Below are 15,704 nucleotides of genomic sequence, written 5' to 3' on the forward strand. Positions count from 1 at the left end.
TGGCAGGGTCGGCGGGCAGGAGCGGGGCGAGCAGGGCCCACTCGGCATCGGTGAGTTCATGACGGCCAGACACATCGACCACGATGCCAGCGCAGGCCCTGCTCCACTCCCAACTTCTAAAAAACAGTGCCTAGGGGTCGACCCCGGCGACTTCGGGGGATTTCCCCTGCCCTATTCCGGTTGCGCCCTCTGTCCGGCTGCGGATTGAATCGGTGGTCACGATACATCTCGACACCGGAGCACTCCCATGCCCAGACAGACCCCCGTGCTCGGGCCGACCGGCACCACGGACCGGGCTCTCGCGCCCGACCTCGCACGTGGCTTCATGCTGTTGTTCATCGCCCTGGCCAACTCCGTCTGGTACCTGTGGGCGGCGACGCCGAGCGACGGTCCGGCCATGCACCCCGTCCCCGAGGGCTCCCTGGACTCCGCGGCCCAGTTCTTCACCATCGTGGCCGTGGACATGCGCAGCTACCCGATGTTCGCGTTCCTGTTCGGCTACGGCATGACGCAGCTGGCCCGGCGGCAGGAGGCCGCCGGGGCCGACGTGCGCGGCGTCAACGCCCTGCTGCGCCGCCGCAACCTGTGGCTGGTCGTGTTCGGCTTCGTCCACGCCCTGCTGCTGTGGATGGGCGACATCCTCGGCGCCTACGGCGTGGCCGGGCTGGTCCTGGGCTGGTTGTTCTTCCGGCGCAGGGACGTGACCCTGGTCGTGTGGGGCGCGGTGCTGACCGGCCTGATGGCGCTGGGAAGCGCGCTCAGCCTCCTGGCCCTGCCCTTCGTCAGCGGCTCGGAGAACGCTTCGGGCGGCTTGGACATGAGCGAGATGGCGGGCAACATCGGCGACCCGTCCGTCCTCTCGGCCGCCGCGGACCGCGTGCTGAACTGGCCGCTGGTGAGCGTGGGCCAGGGGCTGCTCGGCCTGGTCGTGCCCACAGCGATCCTGCTCGGCTTCTGGGCCGCGCGCCGCGGCTTCCTGGAGGAGCCCGGCCGCCACCTCACCGCCCTGCGCTGGGTCGCGGGCCTGGGAATCACCGTCGGATGGCTCGGCGGTCTGCCCGAGGCGCTGAACCAGGTCGGCCTCTGGGACCTGGACCCCGACCAGTCCCTGATGCTCACCTTCCCCCACATGTTCACCGGCCTCTTCGGGGGGCTCGGTTACGTCGCGCTGATCGCCCTGGTCGCGCACCGGCTCCAGGAGCGGGGCCGGACCGGCGGGGTCGTGGTGAGCGCCCTGACCGCCACCGGCAAGCGTTCCCTGAGCGCCTACCTGGCGCAGTCGGTGCTCTGCGCGCCGGTCCTGGCCGCCTGGGGCCTGGGGCTCGCCGCGCACATGACCTCATGGACGATGTTCCTGTACGCGGTCGCGGTGTGGCTGGCGACGGTGGCGGGCGCCCTCGCGCTGGAGCGGGCGGGACGGCGCGGGCCCGCGGAGGTACTCCTGCGCAGGCTGTCGTACCGCAGGTCCCCGGAGCCCGGCCGGACCCCCTCCGCGCCCTCCCCCGAAGAGGAGCACCAAGAGCGCACCAGCCCCTGACCGGGGGCCGCAAAAAGGGGCGCGCCGATCAGCGCCCGGTGGCCGCTCGTACCCGAGGATGGGTTGTCATGGGCGACGATCACATGACAAACCACACCATAGGGGTGACCGGGGCCACCGGCGCGCTGGGCGGGCGTGTGGCCGCCCGGCTCGCGCGGCTCGGGTGGGCGCAGCGACTCATCGTGCGCGACATCAACCGGGCCCCGGAGTTCCCGGAGAGCAGCGCCGCGATGGCGGCCTACGAGGACACCGACGCCTTCGAACGGGCGTGCCGTGGCGTGGACACCCTCTTCCTGGTCTCGGCGACCGAGTCCGAGGACCGGGTGGAGACGCACCTGAGCGCCGTGGACGGGGCACTGCGGGCCGGGGTGTCCAGGATCGTGTACCTGTCGTTCCTCGGGGCGGGCCCGGCGTCCACCTTCACCTTCGCCCGCACGCACTTCTACACGGAGGCGCACATCCGCTCCACGGGGGTGTCGCACACGTTCCTCAGACCCAGCCTGTACCTGGACCTGCTCCCCCGGTGGGTGGACGAGGAGGGCGTGGTGCGCGGCCCGGCCGGAGAGGGCCGGATCGCCTGGGTGTCGCGCGACGACGTGGCGGACGTGGCCGCGGCCGTGCTGACCGACCCGGCGACCGTGGCGGCCGCGAAGGACGCGACCTACGACGTGACCGGCCCCGAGGCCCTGACGGTGGGCGCCACCGTCGAGAAGCTGGGGCGCCTGACCGGCCGGAGCGTGCGGTACGTGCCCGAGACCTGGGAGGAGGCCCTGGAGTCGCGCCGCCCGAGCGGGGCCGCCGAGTGGGAGGTCGAGGGCTGGGCCTCCTCCTACGCGGCGATCGCCACCGGTGAGATGGACGTCGTCTCTCCCGTCGTGCCCGACCTGACCGGCCATCCGGCGCAGTCCATCGAGGGGTTCCTACGCCGTCATCCGAGCGCCCTCTCCCACGTGGCGGTCTGACCCCGCCCCGCCCCTCCACCGCCGTGCCCCCGCGCGCGGCGGTTCCTTGTGCCCGGGACCCCACCGCCGGGGACTTGACCTCAACATTCGTTGAGGTAGCAGGGTGGAACCCAGAGGGGTACACACCCCCGGAGAAGGAGTGTGGTGGAGATGCGCGCGGTACGCGTGGACGCGTTCGGCGGCCCCGGAGTCCTGGAGGTCCGGACCCTGCCCGACCCGGTGCCCGGCCCCGGAGAGGTGCTGGTCGAGGTGACGGCCGCCAACGTGATCTTCCTGGACACCCTGATCCGCGGCGGCGCGGCCCCGGACCACTTCCCCCAGACCCCGCCCTACGTGCCCGGGGGCAGCGTGGTCGGCCGGGTCGCCTCGGTCGGCTCCGGCGCCGACCCCGCCCTGGTGGGGGAACCGGTGCTCACCCTCATTGACGACGGCGGGTACGCCGAGCGCGTGGTCGTCCCCGCGGAGGGCCTGGTCAGGGTCCCCGACGAGCTGCGTCCCCTGGACGCCCTGGCGCTGCTGGTCGACGGGGCGACCGCCATGATGCTGGAGCGGTCCGCCCGCTTCGCCCCGGACACCTGGGTCCTGGTCCTGGCCGCCACCGGCGGCGCGGGGAGCCTGGTCGTGCAGCTGGCCCGGCTCGCGGGGGCACGGGTGATCGGCGCGGCCCGGGGCGTGGAGAAGCTGGAGTTCGCCCGCTCCCTCGGAGCGGAGGAGGTCGTGGACTACTCGGACCCCGGCTGGCTGGACCGTGTGCGCTCGGTGACCGGCGGCGCCGGGGTGGACGTGGTGGTCGACGGGGTCGGCGGGGCGCTCGGCACGGCGTCCTTCGGGTCGGTGGCCGACGGCGGCCGGTTCCTCAGCTACGGCACCGCCGGGGGCTCCTTCGCCGAGGTCGACCCCGCCGAGGCCGAGCGCCGCGGCGTCACCAGCCTGGGCCTGTACGAGATGCGGGCCCGGCCCGGACCGGACCGGAGCGACCTGACCCGACTGGCGCTGGAGGAGGCCCGGGCCGGGCACCTGCGCCCGCACGTGGGGCTGACCCTGCCGCTGGAGCGGGCGGCCGAGGCGCACGCCGCCCTGGAGGGACGCCGCGTCATCGGCAAGGTACTGCTGGTCCCCGGGGACTCCTAACCGCGCGCGGCCCGGGCCTCGACCCCGTCCAGGACGAGGTCGACCGACCGCGCGAACTCCGCCTCGTCCGCGCCGTCCTCCCCGTGGGGAGCCGGACCGGGGGCGAGCAGGTCGCTGCCGAGCAGGGCGCGTACGCGGGGGAAGTCGTCGGCCCCGACCAGGGTGTCGAGACGGTGGACGAAGGCGCGGTGGGCGTCGGCCGGGTCGAGACCCTCGGCCGCCCAGGCGCGCCTCTGCTCCTCCGCGAGCTCCCCCTCGGCGCGAACGTAGGTCCAGACCAGGGTCATCACGCGGGCGCGCTCGGCGATGTCCAGGCCGGTCTCCTCCAGGGCGGCCAGCCCGGCCTCGGCCCAGCGGACGTAGGAGGGCGCGAGGGGTTCGACGGTGACGGGGATCTGGCTGGCCCAGGGGTGGCGCCGGAAGACGGACCGCATCGCGCGGGCCAGGGAGTGCGTGCGTTCTCGCCAGGTCCGCCCCTCCGGCTCCGGCGGGGCGCCCAGCACCGCGTCCGCGGCGAGCAGAAGCAGGTCGGAGCGGGACTCCACGTAACGGTAGAGGCTCATGGTGCCCACTCCGAGCGCGGCGGCGGTGCGGCTCATGGTGACGGCCTCGGTGCCGCCCTGGTCCCCGAGCGCGATCGCGGTCTCCAGGATGCGGGCGACGGTGAGCTTGGGGCGCGGGCCCTTGCGCGCGGCGGGGGCGGCCCCCCACGCGGTAAGCAGCACCTTGGGGACGGTACGTGCCGGGTCCGCCGGCGTCTCCTGGTCAGCCATGGGACCACCCTATTGCGTACCCGCCACGCAATCGTACTGCGTAGGGGTTGCGCAATGGTACTGCGTGAGTGTTACGCTGTAGAACATGGACACACCGACGACCACCCCACCCCCCTTCCGCCAACAGGGCGCCGACCCCGCGATCACCGTCTCCGGGTTACGCAAGCGCTACGGGGACCACACGGTCCTGGACGGCCTCGACCTCACCGTCCCCGCGGGCGGCGTCCTCGCCCTGCTCGGCCCCAACGGCGCGGGGAAGACCACCCTGATCGACATCCTGACCACACTCGTCCGGCCCGACGGAGGCACCGCCCGGGTCATGGGACACGACGTGGTCCGCGCCGCCCGGCGGGTCCGCCGCGCCATCAGCGCCACCGGACAGTACGCCTCGGTCGACGAGGTGCTCACCGGCCGCGAGAACCTCGTGATGGTCGCCCGGCTCCTCGGCTCCGACCGCCGCGCCGCCGAGGAACGCGCCCGCGACCTGCTCGCCGACTTCGACCTCACCGCGGCCGCCGACCGCCGCGCCGGAACCTACTCCGGGGGGATGCGCAGGCGCCTGGACCTCGCCGCGAGCCTGGTCGGCTCCCCACCGGTCGTCTTCCTGGACGAACCCACCACCGGCATGGACACCCGCAGCCGCCAGACGCTGTGGGAGACCGTCACCGGTCTCGCGGAGCGGGGCACCACCGTCCTGCTCACGACCCAGTACCTGGAGGAGGCCGACGTGCTCGCCGACCGGATCGCCGTTCTGCACGGGGGCGTGATCGCCGCCGAGGGCACCGCCGACGACCTGAAGAGGCGGGTCGGCCGGGAACGCGTCGAGCTCACCCTGGAGGACGGCGGCACCGAGTGGCTGCCCGGCGACGGCACCGCCGAACACCTGCGCTCGCTCCTGAACGAACGCCACAGCGCGGGCCGCCCGGTCGCCCGGGTCACCACGCACGCCCCGACCCTGGACGACGTGTTCCTGGCCCTGACCGCGCCGACCGCCACCGACACCGCGAAGGGACGAACGGCATGATCACCCTCCTGCGCACCGAGGCCGTCCTCACCCGGCGCGGACTCACCCACTCCCTGCGCGACGTCGACAGCATGGTCACCGCCGTGGTCGCCCCGGTCGCCGTCATGCTGCTCTTCGTCACCGTCTTCGGCGCGGCCGTGGAGGGGCTGACCGAGGGGGCGTCCTATGTGGACTACGTGGCCCCGGGCGTGATGCTGCTCTGTGCGGGATTCGGGGCGTCGATGACCGCCACCGCGGTCCACTCGGACCTGGCCACGGGCGTGGTCCGGCGGCTGCGGACGATGCCGGTGCGCGCCTCGGCGGTGGTGACCGGACACGTCGTCGCCGGAGTGCTGCGCAACCTGGTGTCGACCCTGCTGGTGCTGGGCGCTGCCCTCGCGCTCGGCTTCCGCCCCGAGGCTTCGGCCGCCGGGTGGGCGTGGGCGGCGGCGCTCGTGACCGCCTACGTCGTGCTGCTCACGCTGGCCGCCGCCGCGTGGGGACTGGCCGCGCGCTCGGCGGACACCGCCGGGATGTTCGCGTTCGTCGCGCTCTTCGTGCCCTACCTGTCCTCGGCCTTCGTCCCCGTGGAGGGGCTGCCGACCTTCCTCCGGGGGTTCGCCGAGCACCAGCCGGTCAGCCTGGCCATCGAGACCCTGCGCGAGCTCACCTCGGGGGTCCCGGTCGGCGACCAGGCGGTGCCCCTCACCCTCTGGTTGGGCGGCCTGACCCTGGCCGCCCTGGTCCTGACCCGCTGGCTGTTCCAGCGGGCCGGGCGGCGCTGACCGCGCACCGGCCCCGTCGCCTCCCGGTGGACGGGCCCCGCGAGGGGCACGGGACGGCGCACGGGACGGCCCCGGGAACCGCTGGTTCCCGGGGCCGTCGTCCGCACACCCGTCAGGCGGTGTCGCGCCGCGCGGTCAGGCGGGCCCGCAGCGCGCTCGCCGCGGCGCGGGGGTCCTCGGCCTCGGTGATGGCGCGGACCACGACCACCCGGGCGGCTCCGGCGTCGAGCACCCGGTCCACGTTGTCCAGGTCGATGCCGCCGATCGCGAACCAGGGACGGTCCGAACCCAGGGCCGCGGCGCGTTCGACCAGTTCCAGACCGGCCGCCGGACGCCCCGGCTTGGTCGGAGTCGCCCAGGTCGGGCCCACGCAGAAGTAGTCGCTCCCCGGCTCCCGCGCCGAGCGCGCGGCGGCCACGGGGTCGTTGTTGGAGCGCCCGATCACCGGGTCGGCGCCGATCACGTCGCGCGCCAGGGGCACCGGGAGGTCGCGCTGGCCCAGGTGCAGCACGTCGGCGCGCACCGCCCGGGCGATGTCGGCGCGGTCGTTGACGGCGAGCAGGGCGCCGTGGCGCTCGCACGCCTCCCGAAGGACCTCCAGTGCGGCCAGTTCGTCGCGGGCCTCCAGCCCCTTGTGCCGGAGCTGGATGATGTCCACGCCCCCGGCCAGGGCGGCGTCCGCGAACTCCGCGAGATCACCGCTCCCGGTCCGGGCGTCGGTGCACAGGTACAGAAGGGATGCGTCCAGGCGCTCGCGCAGGCTGGTTCCGTGGCTCGTCCTCACGGCCCCCACCCTAGCCAACGGCCCGGGGCCGCCACCGTGCGGTGCGTGCCTCCGGGCCGTGCGGGGTGTCAGAAGGCCAGGCCCTGGGCCCGGCGGCGGACCTCCGTGCCCCGGTTCTCGCGCATCGCCTGGATCGGCGTGCCCGGCAGGGTGTCGTCCGGGGTGAACAGCCAGCGCAGGGCCTCCTCGGTGGAGAAACCGGCGTCGGTGAGCAGCACGATGGTGCCCGGGAGGCCCTTGACCAGGTCCTCGCCGTCCAGGAAGGCGGCGGGGATGGAGAGCTCACCGCCGCGCACCACGCCCATCAGGCGGTTCTCGCGGATGAGGGTCTTGATGCGGTTGGGGCTCACGCCCAGCGGCGCGGCCGCCTCACGCAGGGTCAGCCATTCGCCGACGAGTTCGTCGAGTTCACGATCGCTTTGTGTCACCTCACCAATCTGCCACACCCGACCGGGCGCCGGTGACCGTCGCGCCCCGTGCGGGCTTCCTGCCTGGGAGATCCCCGCCACGGCGGGCCCGGACGGGCTGATCTAGGATGGGGCCGAACAGACACGTCCCGCGGGAGCCGGGTGGACCCGGCTGAGAGGGGGGCTCGCCGCCTCCGACCGCACGAACCTGATCCGGGTCATGCCGGCGAAGGGAGTGGAACACGGCGCCGTGCGCAACGACGAGGTTCCCCCACAGAAGACGATTCATCCCACCAGTGGCGTGGTCGTGGTCGGCGGCGGCGTCGTCGGCCGGGTCACCGCCTGGCGCGCGGCCCAGCGCGGCCTGACCGTCACCCTGGTCGAACCCGACCCCGTGACCGCGCCCTCCTCCGCCCGGGCCGCCTCCGCCGTCGCCGCGGGGATGCTCACCCCCGCCACCGAGGCGGTCTTCGGCGAGGAGGAGCTGATGGAGTTCGGGGTGCGCTCGGCGCGCCTGTACGACGACTTCGTCGCCGAACTCCAGGAGGCCAGCGGGGTGGACGTCGGCCACCGCCGCACCGGCACCCTGCTGGTCGCCTTCGACCGCGACGACCTGGCGGTCCTGACCGACCTGCACGCCCTCCAGCGACGCCTGGGCATCCCCACAGAGCGGTTGACCAGCCGCGAGTGCCGACGCCTCGAACCCACGCTCGCGCCCGGGGTGCGCGGCGGGGTACTGGCTCCCGAGGACCACTCGGTGAACCCGCGTTCCCTGCTGCTCGCCCTGGCCCGGGCCGGAGAGGGCGCGGGCGTGCGCGAGCTCCCCGGGCGTGTGGAGGAGGTCTCCTCCCCCGGCCCCGGTGGCGCCCGTCTGGGCGTGCGGCTGGCCGACGGCGCCGAACTCCCCGCCGACCAGGTGGTGCTCGCCGCCGGGTGCTGGGGCGACCGTGTGCGGGTGCCCGAACCGGTGGTGGTACCGCCGCTGCGCCCGGTCAAGGGGCAGCTGCTGCGCGCCCGGGTGCCCGCCGGGGAGCCCCCGCTGGTCACCCGCACCGTTCGCGGTCTGGTCCGCGGGTTCCCCGTCTACCTGGTGCCCCGTGCCGACGGCGAGGTCGTCGTGGGGGCCACCCAGGAGGAGCTGGGCCACGACACCTCGCTGACCGTGGGCGGGCTCTGGCAGGTCCTGCGGGACGCCCGCGAACTCGTCCCCGGGGTGAGCGAGCTGGAGGTCGTGGAGACCTGTGTGGGTCTGCGGCCCGGCTCCCCCGACAACGAACCCCTCCTGGGCCCCACCCGGGTCCCGGGACTCCACCTGGCCGCCGGACACTTCCGGCACGGGGTCCTGCTGGCCCCGGTGACCGGCGAGGTCATGGCCGAGGCCCTCACCACCGGCGCGCTCCCCTCGTACGCGCGCCGGTTCTCAGCCGCCAGAAGAACGTGGGAGTAGCAGTGGAACTGATCATCAACGGACAGGCGCAGGACAGCGCGGCGAGCACCGTGGACGGGGTCGTGCGCGCCCTCACCGGAGCCGGGGAGGGCGCCGTCCCCGGGGGGATCGCCGTCGCCGTCAACGACGAGGTGGTGCGCCGCACCGCCTGGACCGGCACCGCGCTGTCGCCCGGCGACCGCGTGGACGTGCTCACCGCGGTACAGGGAGGCTGAACCATGACGCAGACCACCGAGGCGCCGACAGCCGGGGACCACACGTCCGGGGACCCGCTGGTCATCGCGGGGGTCCCCTTCGGTTCCCGCCTCATCACCGGCACGGGGGGAGCGCCCTCACTGGAGGTCCTGGAAGAGGCGCTCCTGGCGTCGGGGACCGAGCTGACCACCGTGGCCATGCGCCGGATCACCCCGGGCACCCAGGGGTCGGTGTGGGACGTCCTGGACCGCAACGGCATCCGCCCGCTGCCCAACACCGCCGGATGCTTCACCGCCGTGGACGCCGTGCGCACCGCCAGGCTGGGCCGCGAGGCCCTGGGAACCGACTGGGTGAAGCTGGAGGTGGTCGCCGACGAGCACACCCTGCTGCCCGACCCGGTGGAGCTGCTCGACGCCGCCGAAGCGCTGGTCGACGACGGTTTCACGGTTCTGCCGTACACCAACGACGACCCCGTGCTGGCCCGCCGCCTGGAACAGCTGGGCTGCGCCGCCGTGATGCCGCTGGCCGCGCCGATCGGTTCGGGGCTGGGCATCCGCAACCCGCACAACCTGGAGCTGATCGTCGAGCGGTCGAGCGTCCCGGTGATCGTCGACGCGGGTATCGGCACCGCCAGCGACGCCGCCCTGGCCATGGAGCTGGGGTGCGACGCGGTGTTGTTGGCCACGGCCGTGACCCGCGCCCAGGACCCGGTGCGGATGGCGTCGGCGATGCGCGACGCCGTGCGCGCCGGGCGCGGCGCGCGGCTGGCCGGGCGCATCCCGGTCCGCCGCCACGCCAGGGCCTCCAGCCCCGACGTGGTCTGAGCCCAAACGGACCGGACCGCCGTCGCGGGCCGCGTCGGGGGGCGGGCCCGGCACCCGGCGCCTCCGCCTGCGGCGACGCGCCCGCGAGGCGCCCTCCGTCACGACACCGACACGCGGCGTGACCTTCGGGTTTGGTCCCGTCCCCTACCGTGGGAGGGGTGCGTGTGCCGTGAGCGGCACCGCACCTCCAGACCGCCCAGGCGCGGGACGCCCCGAACCGACCCTCCGGTCGGCCTCCACGACGGTGGACACGGGGGCCGCCGCGACCGTGAACCGCGGGGCGGAACCGACACCGGCTTCCGCTAGGGTGTCGGATCGACACCAGGTGTCGGGTACGCGCCACCGGCCGCGAACGCCCGCGCTCCCCGCAGCAAGGACACAACTCCGCCGTGGACATGACGACTTCCGACCCGCTAGTAGGCGCGACGCTGGACCGTCGCTACTTCGTCGAGTCAAGGATCGCCGGTGGCGGTATGGCGACCGTCTACGTCGCCCACGACCTCAGGCTGGACCGACGGCTGGCCCTCAAGGTCATGCACCCCTCCCTGGCGCAGGACCCGACCTTCGTCCAGCGCTTCATCAACGAGGCCCACTCGGTCGCCAAGCTCTCGCACCCCAACGTCGTCCAGGTCTTCGACCAGGGCGAGGACCAGGGGCACGTCTTCCTGGCCATGGAGTACGTGCCCGGGCAGACCCTGCGCGACCTCCTCAAGGCGCACGGGCGGCTGGCCCCGAAGCAGGCCCTGAACTTCATGGCCTCCGTGCTGGCCGCACTGGGCGCCGCCCACCAGGCGGGGATGGTGCACCGCGACGTCAAGCCCGAGAACGTGCTCATCAGCAAGGACGGTCGGGTCAAGGTCGCCGACTTCGGCCTGGCCCGGGCCGTGGAGCAGTCCAACCAGGGCCTGACCCGCACCGGGACGCTCATGGGCACCGCCGCCTACCTGGCGCCCGAGCAGATCGAGAAGGGCACCGCCGACGCGCGCAGTGACGTCTACGCGGCCGGGATCATGCTCTACGAGCTCCTCACCGGCGGGCAGCCGCACACCGGAGAGACACCGATCGCGATCGCCTACCAGCACGTGACCGAGGACGTCCCCCGCCCCTCCCACTTCCTGCCGAACCTGCCACCCGAGGTCGACGCCCTGGTCACCAAGGCCACCGAGCGCGACCCCCGGTACCGGCCCGGCAACGCGGGCCAGTACCTCGCGAAGGTCCTGGACGTCCTGCGGGCCCTGCCGGACACCGCCGCGGGCTCCGGCGCACCGCTGGCCCCCGTCGCCCCCCAGGCCAACTCCGCGGCCACCATGACCGCTCCCCAGCTCATCGCCGGGGGTGCCGGTCCCGGCACCGAGAACGCCACCATGGTCGTCGACATGAACGGCGCCGACCTGGGCCGGGACGACTACGACGACGACGGCTACGACGACTACCCGGACCGGGGCGGGTCGTGGTTCTCGCGCAACCGCCTCCTCGTGGTCGGCGCCGTGGTGACCGCCCTGGTCGTGGGTGTGGCGGGCTGGTGGTTCCTGCTCGGACGCTTCGAGTCGGTCCCCGACGTGGTCGGGCTGTCGCCCGAGGCCGCCAGCGAGCAGATCCGCGCCTCCGGGCTGGTCGTGGAGGTGTCGGACGACCGCGTGTACAGCGACGACGCCGCCGCCGGAGAGGTCGGCGGCACCGACCCCGAGGTCTCCACCCGCCTCTCCCCCGGCGACACGGTCACGGTGTTCCTGTCCAAGGGCCCCCAGAACGTGTCCATGCCCGACCTGGTGGGCGACGACGTCGCCAACGCGCTCAAGGCGCTGGAGGACCTGGGCTTCGACGACGAGAGCATCGTCCAGGAGGAACAGGACTCCCCTGACAACGCCCCCGGCGAGGTGCTGGGCACCAGCCCCGAGGCCGGGCAGGACGCCGACCGGGAGGGGACGGTCACCATCACCGTCAGCAGCGGCATCCCGGTACCGAGCCTGGCCGGTGAGAAGCGTGAGGACGCCGAGCGGACCCTGAGCGACCTGGGCCTGACCGCCGAGATCGTCGAGGAGGAGAGCGAGAGCATCGCCGAGGGTCTCGTGATCAGCCAGTCCCCCGACACCGGCACCAACGTCGGCCCGGGGGCCACCGTGACCCTGACCGTCTCCAGCGGCCCGCCGGAGGTCGAGATCCCGGACGTGGTCGGCGACTCCGTCCGCGACGCACGCAAGGAACTGGAGAAGGCCGGGTTCGAGGTCGAGGTCGAGCGGATCTTCGGCGGTCGCGTGGTGGCGCACCAGTCGCACACGGGAACGGCGCCCGAGGGCACCAAGATCAAGATCACCGCCACCCCGGGCGGGATCGACCTGGGCGACCTCGACGAGGATGACGACGACGACTGACCCGGTCCCGCCGTACGGGCTCCCGGTACCGTGGCCCCCTTCCCCTGTCCGGGAAGGGGGCCGCGGCGTTAGGGTCGGCGGCATGAGCGGTGACGAGATCCGGGTGCTGGTCGTGGACGACCACCCCATGTGGCGGGACGCGGTGGCGAGGGACCTGGCCGAGGCCGGGCTCCTGGTGGTGGGGACGGCGGGTGACGGAGCCAAGGCGCTGCGGATCGCACCGGCGGTCCGGCCCACCCTGGCCGTGGTCGACCTGCACCTGCCCGACACCAACGGTGTGGAGCTGACCGCCGCGCTGGTGTCCCTGGCCGAACCCCCGAGGGTCCTGGTGCTGTCGGCCAGCGGTGAGAGCGACGACGTGCTGGCGGCGGTCAAGGCCGGGGCCACCGGCTACCTCGTCAAGTCCGCGGGACGCGAGGAGCTCCTGGACGCCGTCCGGCGGGTGCACGCGGGCGAGGCCGTCTACACCCCCGGGCTGGCCGGGCTCGTGCTCGGCGAGTACCGGCGGCTGTCGGCCGGGGGCGACCCCGCGCGGGACGAGCGGGAGCGGGCCCCCGAACTGACCCCGCGCGAGACCGAGGTGCTGCGGCTGGTCGCCAAGGGACTGGCGTACAAGCAGATCGCCCGCCGCCTCGGCATCTCCCACCGCACGGTCCAGAACCACGTCCAGAACACCCTCACCAAGCTTCACCTGCACAACCGGGTGGAGCTGGTGCGCTACGCCATCGACCGGGGTCTGGACGAGTGACCCGCGGGGGCCGCCGTTCGGCGACGCCCGGAACGCCGGGTTTCGGTTGGTGTTCACCGCGCGGGGTTGGCCTGGGCTCCCCCCGCACACTATGGTCTAGACCATAGGGCGCCAGGCGCCCTGAACACCCACCAACGTCGAGGAGAAGTCGTATGCGAGTCGGGGTGCTGACCGGCGGTGGAGACTGCCCGGGTCTGAACGCGGTGATCCGCGCCGTGGTCCGTAAGGGCATCAAGGACTACGGATACGAGTTCGTCGGCTTCAGGGACGGCTGGCGCGGCCCCCTGGAGGGCGACACCATGCCCCTGGACGTCACCGCCGTACGCGGCATCCTCCCCCGGGGCGGCACGATCCTCGGCTCCTCCCGTACCAACCTCATGAAGATCGAGGGCGGCGTGGAGCGGGTCAAGGACAACATGGCCGGCCTCGGAGTGGACGCACTGGTGGCCATCGGCGGCGAGGACACCCTCGGCGTCGCCCGCCAGCTGCACGACCGCGGCGTCAACGTGGTGGGCGTGCCCAAGACCATCGACAACGACCTCAACGCCACCGACTACACGTTCGGGTTCGACACGGCGGTCAACATCGCCATGGAGGCGATCGACCGCCTGCACACCACCGCGGAGTCGCACCACCGCGCGCTGGTCGTGGAGGTCATGGGCCGCCACGCCGGGTGGATCGCCCTGCACTCCGGCATGGCCGCCGGAGCCAACGTCATCCTCATCCCCGAACGCCCCTTCGACATGGACGAGGTCGTCAAGCACGTCGAGAGCCGCTTCGAGACCCAGTACGCGCCCATCATCGTGGTCGCCGAGGGCGCCCACCCCAAGGCCGGACAGCTGGAACTGGCCACCGGCGAGAAGGACTCCTTCGGCCACGTGCGCCTGGGCGGCATCGGCCAGACCCTCGCCGAGGAGATCGAGCGCCGCACCGGCAAGGAGGCCCGCTCGGTGGTGCTCGGCCACGTCCAGCGCGGCGGCACCCCCACCGCCTTCGACCGGGTGCTCGCCACCCGCCTGGGCGTGAACGCCATCGACGCCGTGCACGACAAGTCCTTCGGCAAGATGGTCGGCCTCCAGGGCACCGACATCGTCCGGGTCGACCTGGCCGAGGCCACCGACACCCTCAAGACCGTCCCGGCGGAGCGCTACGAGGAGGCCGAGGTCTTCTTCGGCTAGACGCGCTCCCCTGCGGACGGCCCCTCCCCCTCCACCAGCGGGGAGGGGCCGTCCCGTGTCCGGGGTCTCATCCGGGGGCCGTACGCACCGGGAATGGACCGAGCGGTCCGGGGATTGTTCGATACTGGAAGGCATCGTTTCCACGCACACCCCAGGCCCCACCCTCCGGAGGTAGCACCATGTCCGCGTCGCTGGAGTCCGCGCCGCTCCCCGTAACCGAGGTCGGAGCCGACGCCGGGCTCGGCGAGCTCTGCGTGCTCATGAAGCTCGGCGAGATCGTTCTCAAGGGCTCCAACCGCAAGCTGTTCGAGCGCCGCCTGCACAACAACATCCGCGCCTCCGTGCGCGACCTGGGCGACATCCGCCTGTCCCAGCGCGGCGCGGGCGTCATCATCGTGCGAAAGCCCGGCGCCTCGGACCTGGAGATCGCCGAGATCGCCGACCGCATGGCCAACGTCATGGGCGTGGTCTGGGTGCACCTGGTCCGCCGCGTCGCCAAGGACCTGGACGCCATCGTCGACATCTCCGTGCGCTCCCTGGCGGGCCGCGAGGGCACCTTCGCCGTGCGTGCGCGCCGCCGCGACAAGCGCTTCGAGATGAACTCCGGCGACCTCGCCGCGTTCCTCGGCTCGAAGGTCATCGAGGCGCACGGCTACAAGGTGAACCTCAAGCGTCCCGACAACACGCTGTACGTCGAGGTCGACAAGGACGAGGCCTTCGTCTTCACCGACGGCATCCCCGGCCAGGGAGGCCTGCCCGCCGGGATGAGTGGTCGCGGCCTGGTGCTGATGTCCGGCGGCATCGACTCCCCCGTGGCCGCCCACCGGATGATCCGGCGCGGCCTCAAGGTGGACTTCCTGCACTTCTCCGGGATGCCCTTCACCGGCCCCGAGTCCATCTACAAGGCCTACAGCCTGGTCCGCCAGCTGGACCGCTACCAGGTGGGCTCACGCCTGTTCGTGATCCCCTTCGGCAAGGCCCAGCAGCAGTTGAAGAGCTCCGGCATCGAGCGGCTCCAGATCGTGGCCCAGCGGCGCCTGATGCTCAAGACCGCCGAGGCTCTGGCCGACGACCTCAAGGCCGAGTGCCTGATCACCGGTGACGCCCTTGGCCAGGTCTCCAGCCAGACGATGACCAACATCACCGCCCTGGACGACGCGGTGGACCTGCCGATCCTGCGGCCCCTCATCGGCATGGACAAGACCGAGATCATGGACCAGGCCCGGCGGATCGGGACCCTGTCCATCTCGGAGCTGCCCGACGAGGACTGCTGCACCATGCTGACGCCGCGCCAGGTCGAGACCGCCGCGAAGATCGGCGACCTGCGCCAGATCGAGAAGCGGCTGGACGCCGAGGAGCTGGCCGAGCACCTGGTGGGCACCGCCCAGCTGCACCGGCCCAGCTTCCTGGGTGAGGCCGCGCCCGCGCAGGTCGCGCCCTCCGCCGCCAAGGCCGTCACCCCGGCCGTGTAGGCGCGCCGGCCCCTGCGGGGGCGGCGCGAGCACGGGTGCCCCGGACGCCGTCAGCGCTCTGGCGCTTGGGGAACCCGTGCCGGGAC

The 15,704-nt window shown here is 73.2% G+C and carries 15 protein-coding genes and 1 riboswitch; of the genes, 12 read left to right on the plus strand and 3 right to left on the minus strand.

The features are described 5' to 3' along the window. Positions 1-247: 247 nt before the first annotated feature. The 3 genes from ABZ635_RS25890 to ABZ635_RS25900 all read left to right on the plus strand — a co-directional run bounded on the left by ABZ635_RS25890 (position 248) and on the right by ABZ635_RS25900 (position 3,630). Positions 248-1,537 (plus strand): DUF418 domain-containing protein, encoded by a 1,290-nt coding sequence (locus ABZ635_RS25890; protein ID WP_357769690.1) that lies wholly within the window; start codon positions 248-250, stop codon positions 1,535-1,537. Between the two features lie 68 nt (positions 1,538-1,605). After that, on the plus strand, positions 1,606-2,499 hold the full coding sequence (locus ABZ635_RS25895; RefSeq protein ID WP_357769693.1) for an SDR family oxidoreductase: 894 nt from the start codon (positions 1,606-1,608) through the stop codon (positions 2,497-2,499). Positions 2,500-2,649: 150 nt separating this feature from the next. Beyond that, positions 2,650-3,630 carry a zinc-binding dehydrogenase gene (locus ABZ635_RS25900; RefSeq protein ID WP_357769695.1) on the plus strand — a complete coding sequence of 327 codons (981 nt, stop codon included), beginning with the start codon at positions 2,650-2,652 and terminating at the stop codon, positions 3,628-3,630. Here the strand turns inward: ABZ635_RS25900 and ABZ635_RS25905 are convergent. Continuing rightward, positions 3,627-4,403, minus strand: a complete 777-nt coding sequence (locus ABZ635_RS25905; RefSeq protein WP_357769697.1) for a TetR/AcrR family transcriptional regulator C-terminal domain-containing protein — start codon at positions 4,401-4,403, stop codon at positions 3,627-3,629. The two genes, ABZ635_RS25900 and ABZ635_RS25905, sit on opposite strands and share 4 nt — an antisense overlap. Positions 4,404-4,488: 85 nt before the next feature. Here ABZ635_RS25905 and ABZ635_RS25910 point away from each other — a divergent pair, with 85 nt between their 5' ends. Both ABZ635_RS25910 and ABZ635_RS25915 read left to right on the plus strand, forming a co-directional pair. Next, on the plus strand, positions 4,489-5,427 hold the full coding sequence (locus ABZ635_RS25910) for an ATP-binding cassette domain-containing protein (RefSeq protein ID WP_357769699.1): 939 nt from the start codon (positions 4,489-4,491) through the stop codon (positions 5,425-5,427). Continuing rightward, a complete protein-coding gene (locus tag ABZ635_RS25915) occupies positions 5,424-6,191 on the plus strand; it encodes an ABC transporter permease (RefSeq protein WP_357769702.1) in 768 nt (255 codons plus the stop codon). Before ABZ635_RS25910 ends, ABZ635_RS25915 begins: the two co-directional genes overlap by 4 nt. A 112-nt stretch (positions 6,192-6,303) precedes the next feature. On the opposite strand, the gene thiE is transcribed toward ABZ635_RS25915, so the two are convergent. Both thiE and ABZ635_RS25925 read right to left on the minus strand, forming a co-directional pair. After that, positions 6,304-6,975, minus strand: coding sequence for a thiamine phosphate synthase (gene thiE, locus ABZ635_RS25920; RefSeq protein WP_357769704.1), 672 nt, complete (start codon positions 6,973-6,975; stop codon positions 6,304-6,306). Between the two features lie 68 nt (positions 6,976-7,043). Next, positions 7,044-7,403, minus strand: coding sequence for an Rv2175c family DNA-binding protein (locus tag ABZ635_RS25925; RefSeq protein WP_357769706.1), 360 nt, complete (start codon positions 7,401-7,403; stop codon positions 7,044-7,046). Positions 7,404-7,524: 121 nt separating this feature from the next. After that, positions 7,525-7,634, plus strand: a riboswitch (TPP riboswitch). Between ABZ635_RS25925 and thiO the strand changes: the two genes are divergently transcribed. The 7 genes from thiO (at position 7,603) to thiI (ending at position 15,618) form a co-directional block, all read left to right on the plus strand. Then, positions 7,603-8,829: a glycine oxidase ThiO gene (thiO, locus tag ABZ635_RS25930; protein WP_357769708.1), complete on the plus strand. Its 1,227-nt coding sequence runs from the start codon at positions 7,603-7,605 to the stop codon at positions 8,827-8,829. (Overlaps the previous riboswitch by 32 nt.) Before the next feature lie 2 nt (positions 8,830-8,831). Then, the gene (thiS, locus tag ABZ635_RS25935; RefSeq protein WP_357769710.1) at positions 8,832-9,044 is read left to right on the plus strand and encodes a sulfur carrier protein ThiS; all 213 of its coding nucleotides are present in this window, start codon (positions 8,832-8,834) and stop codon (positions 9,042-9,044) included. Positions 9,045-9,047: 3 nt separating this feature from the next. Continuing rightward, entirely contained in the window at positions 9,048-9,848 is an 801-nt protein-coding gene (locus tag ABZ635_RS25940; protein ID WP_357769712.1) for a thiazole synthase, read from the plus strand. 389 nt (positions 9,849-10,237) lie between these two features. Then, on the plus strand, positions 10,238-12,220 hold the full coding sequence (pknB, locus tag ABZ635_RS25945; protein ID WP_357769714.1) for a Stk1 family PASTA domain-containing Ser/Thr kinase: 1,983 nt from the start codon (positions 10,238-10,240) through the stop codon (positions 12,218-12,220). Positions 12,221-12,302: 82 nt separating this feature from the next. After that, positions 12,303-12,968 carry a response regulator transcription factor gene (locus ABZ635_RS25950; RefSeq protein WP_357769716.1) on the plus strand — a complete coding sequence of 222 codons (666 nt, stop codon included), beginning with the start codon at positions 12,303-12,305 and terminating at the stop codon, positions 12,966-12,968. Positions 12,969-13,120: 152 nt separating this feature from the next. Next, the gene (locus tag ABZ635_RS25955; protein WP_357769718.1) at positions 13,121-14,146 is read left to right on the plus strand and encodes a 6-phosphofructokinase; all 1,026 of its coding nucleotides are present in this window, start codon (positions 13,121-13,123) and stop codon (positions 14,144-14,146) included. A 179-nt stretch (positions 14,147-14,325) separates the two neighbouring features. Then, positions 14,326-15,618 (plus strand): tRNA uracil 4-sulfurtransferase ThiI, encoded by a 1,293-nt coding sequence (gene thiI, locus ABZ635_RS25960; RefSeq protein WP_357769720.1) that lies wholly within the window; start codon positions 14,326-14,328, stop codon positions 15,616-15,618. Positions 15,619-15,704: the final 86 nt, after the last annotated feature.

Origin of the sequence: Nocardiopsis sp. NPDC007018 (genome assembly GCF_040635075.1) — a bacterium.
In the GTDB taxonomy this organism is placed as follows: Bacteria; Actinomycetota; Actinomycetes; order Streptosporangiales; family Streptosporangiaceae; genus Nocardiopsis.

Excerpts from the sequence above, each read along its gene's own strand:
- ABZ635_RS25895 (WP_357769693.1), top strand. The coding sequence starts at position 1,606 with ATGGGCGACGATCACATGACAAACCACACCATAGGGGTGACCGGGGCC.
- ABZ635_RS25955 (WP_357769718.1), top strand. The coding sequence starts at position 13,121 with ATGCGAGTCGGGGTGCTGACCGGCGGTGGAGACTGCCCGGGTCTGAAC.
- ABZ635_RS25905 (WP_357769697.1), bottom strand. The coding sequence starts at position 4,403 with ATGGCTGACCAGGAGACGCCGGCGGACCCGGCACGTACCGTCCCCAAG.
- ABZ635_RS25910 (WP_357769699.1), top strand. The coding sequence starts at position 4,489 with ATGGACACACCGACGACCACCCCACCCCCCTTCCGCCAACAGGGCGCC.
- ABZ635_RS25890 (WP_357769690.1), top strand. The coding sequence starts at position 248 with ATGCCCAGACAGACCCCCGTGCTCGGGCCGACCGGCACCACGGACCGG.
- ABZ635_RS25940 (WP_357769712.1), top strand. The coding sequence starts at position 9,048 with ATGACGCAGACCACCGAGGCGCCGACAGCCGGGGACCACACGTCCGGG.
- ABZ635_RS25950 (WP_357769716.1), top strand. The coding sequence starts at position 12,303 with ATGAGCGGTGACGAGATCCGGGTGCTGGTCGTGGACGACCACCCCATG.
- ABZ635_RS25900 (WP_357769695.1), top strand. The coding sequence starts at position 2,650 with ATGCGCGCGGTACGCGTGGACGCGTTCGGCGGCCCCGGAGTCCTGGAG.
- thiO (WP_357769708.1), top strand. The coding sequence starts at position 7,603 with ATGCCGGCGAAGGGAGTGGAACACGGCGCCGTGCGCAACGACGAGGTT.
- ABZ635_RS25915 (WP_357769702.1), top strand. The coding sequence starts at position 5,424 with ATGATCACCCTCCTGCGCACCGAGGCCGTCCTCACCCGGCGCGGACTC.
- thiI (WP_357769720.1), top strand. The coding sequence starts at position 14,326 with ATGTCCGCGTCGCTGGAGTCCGCGCCGCTCCCCGTAACCGAGGTCGGA.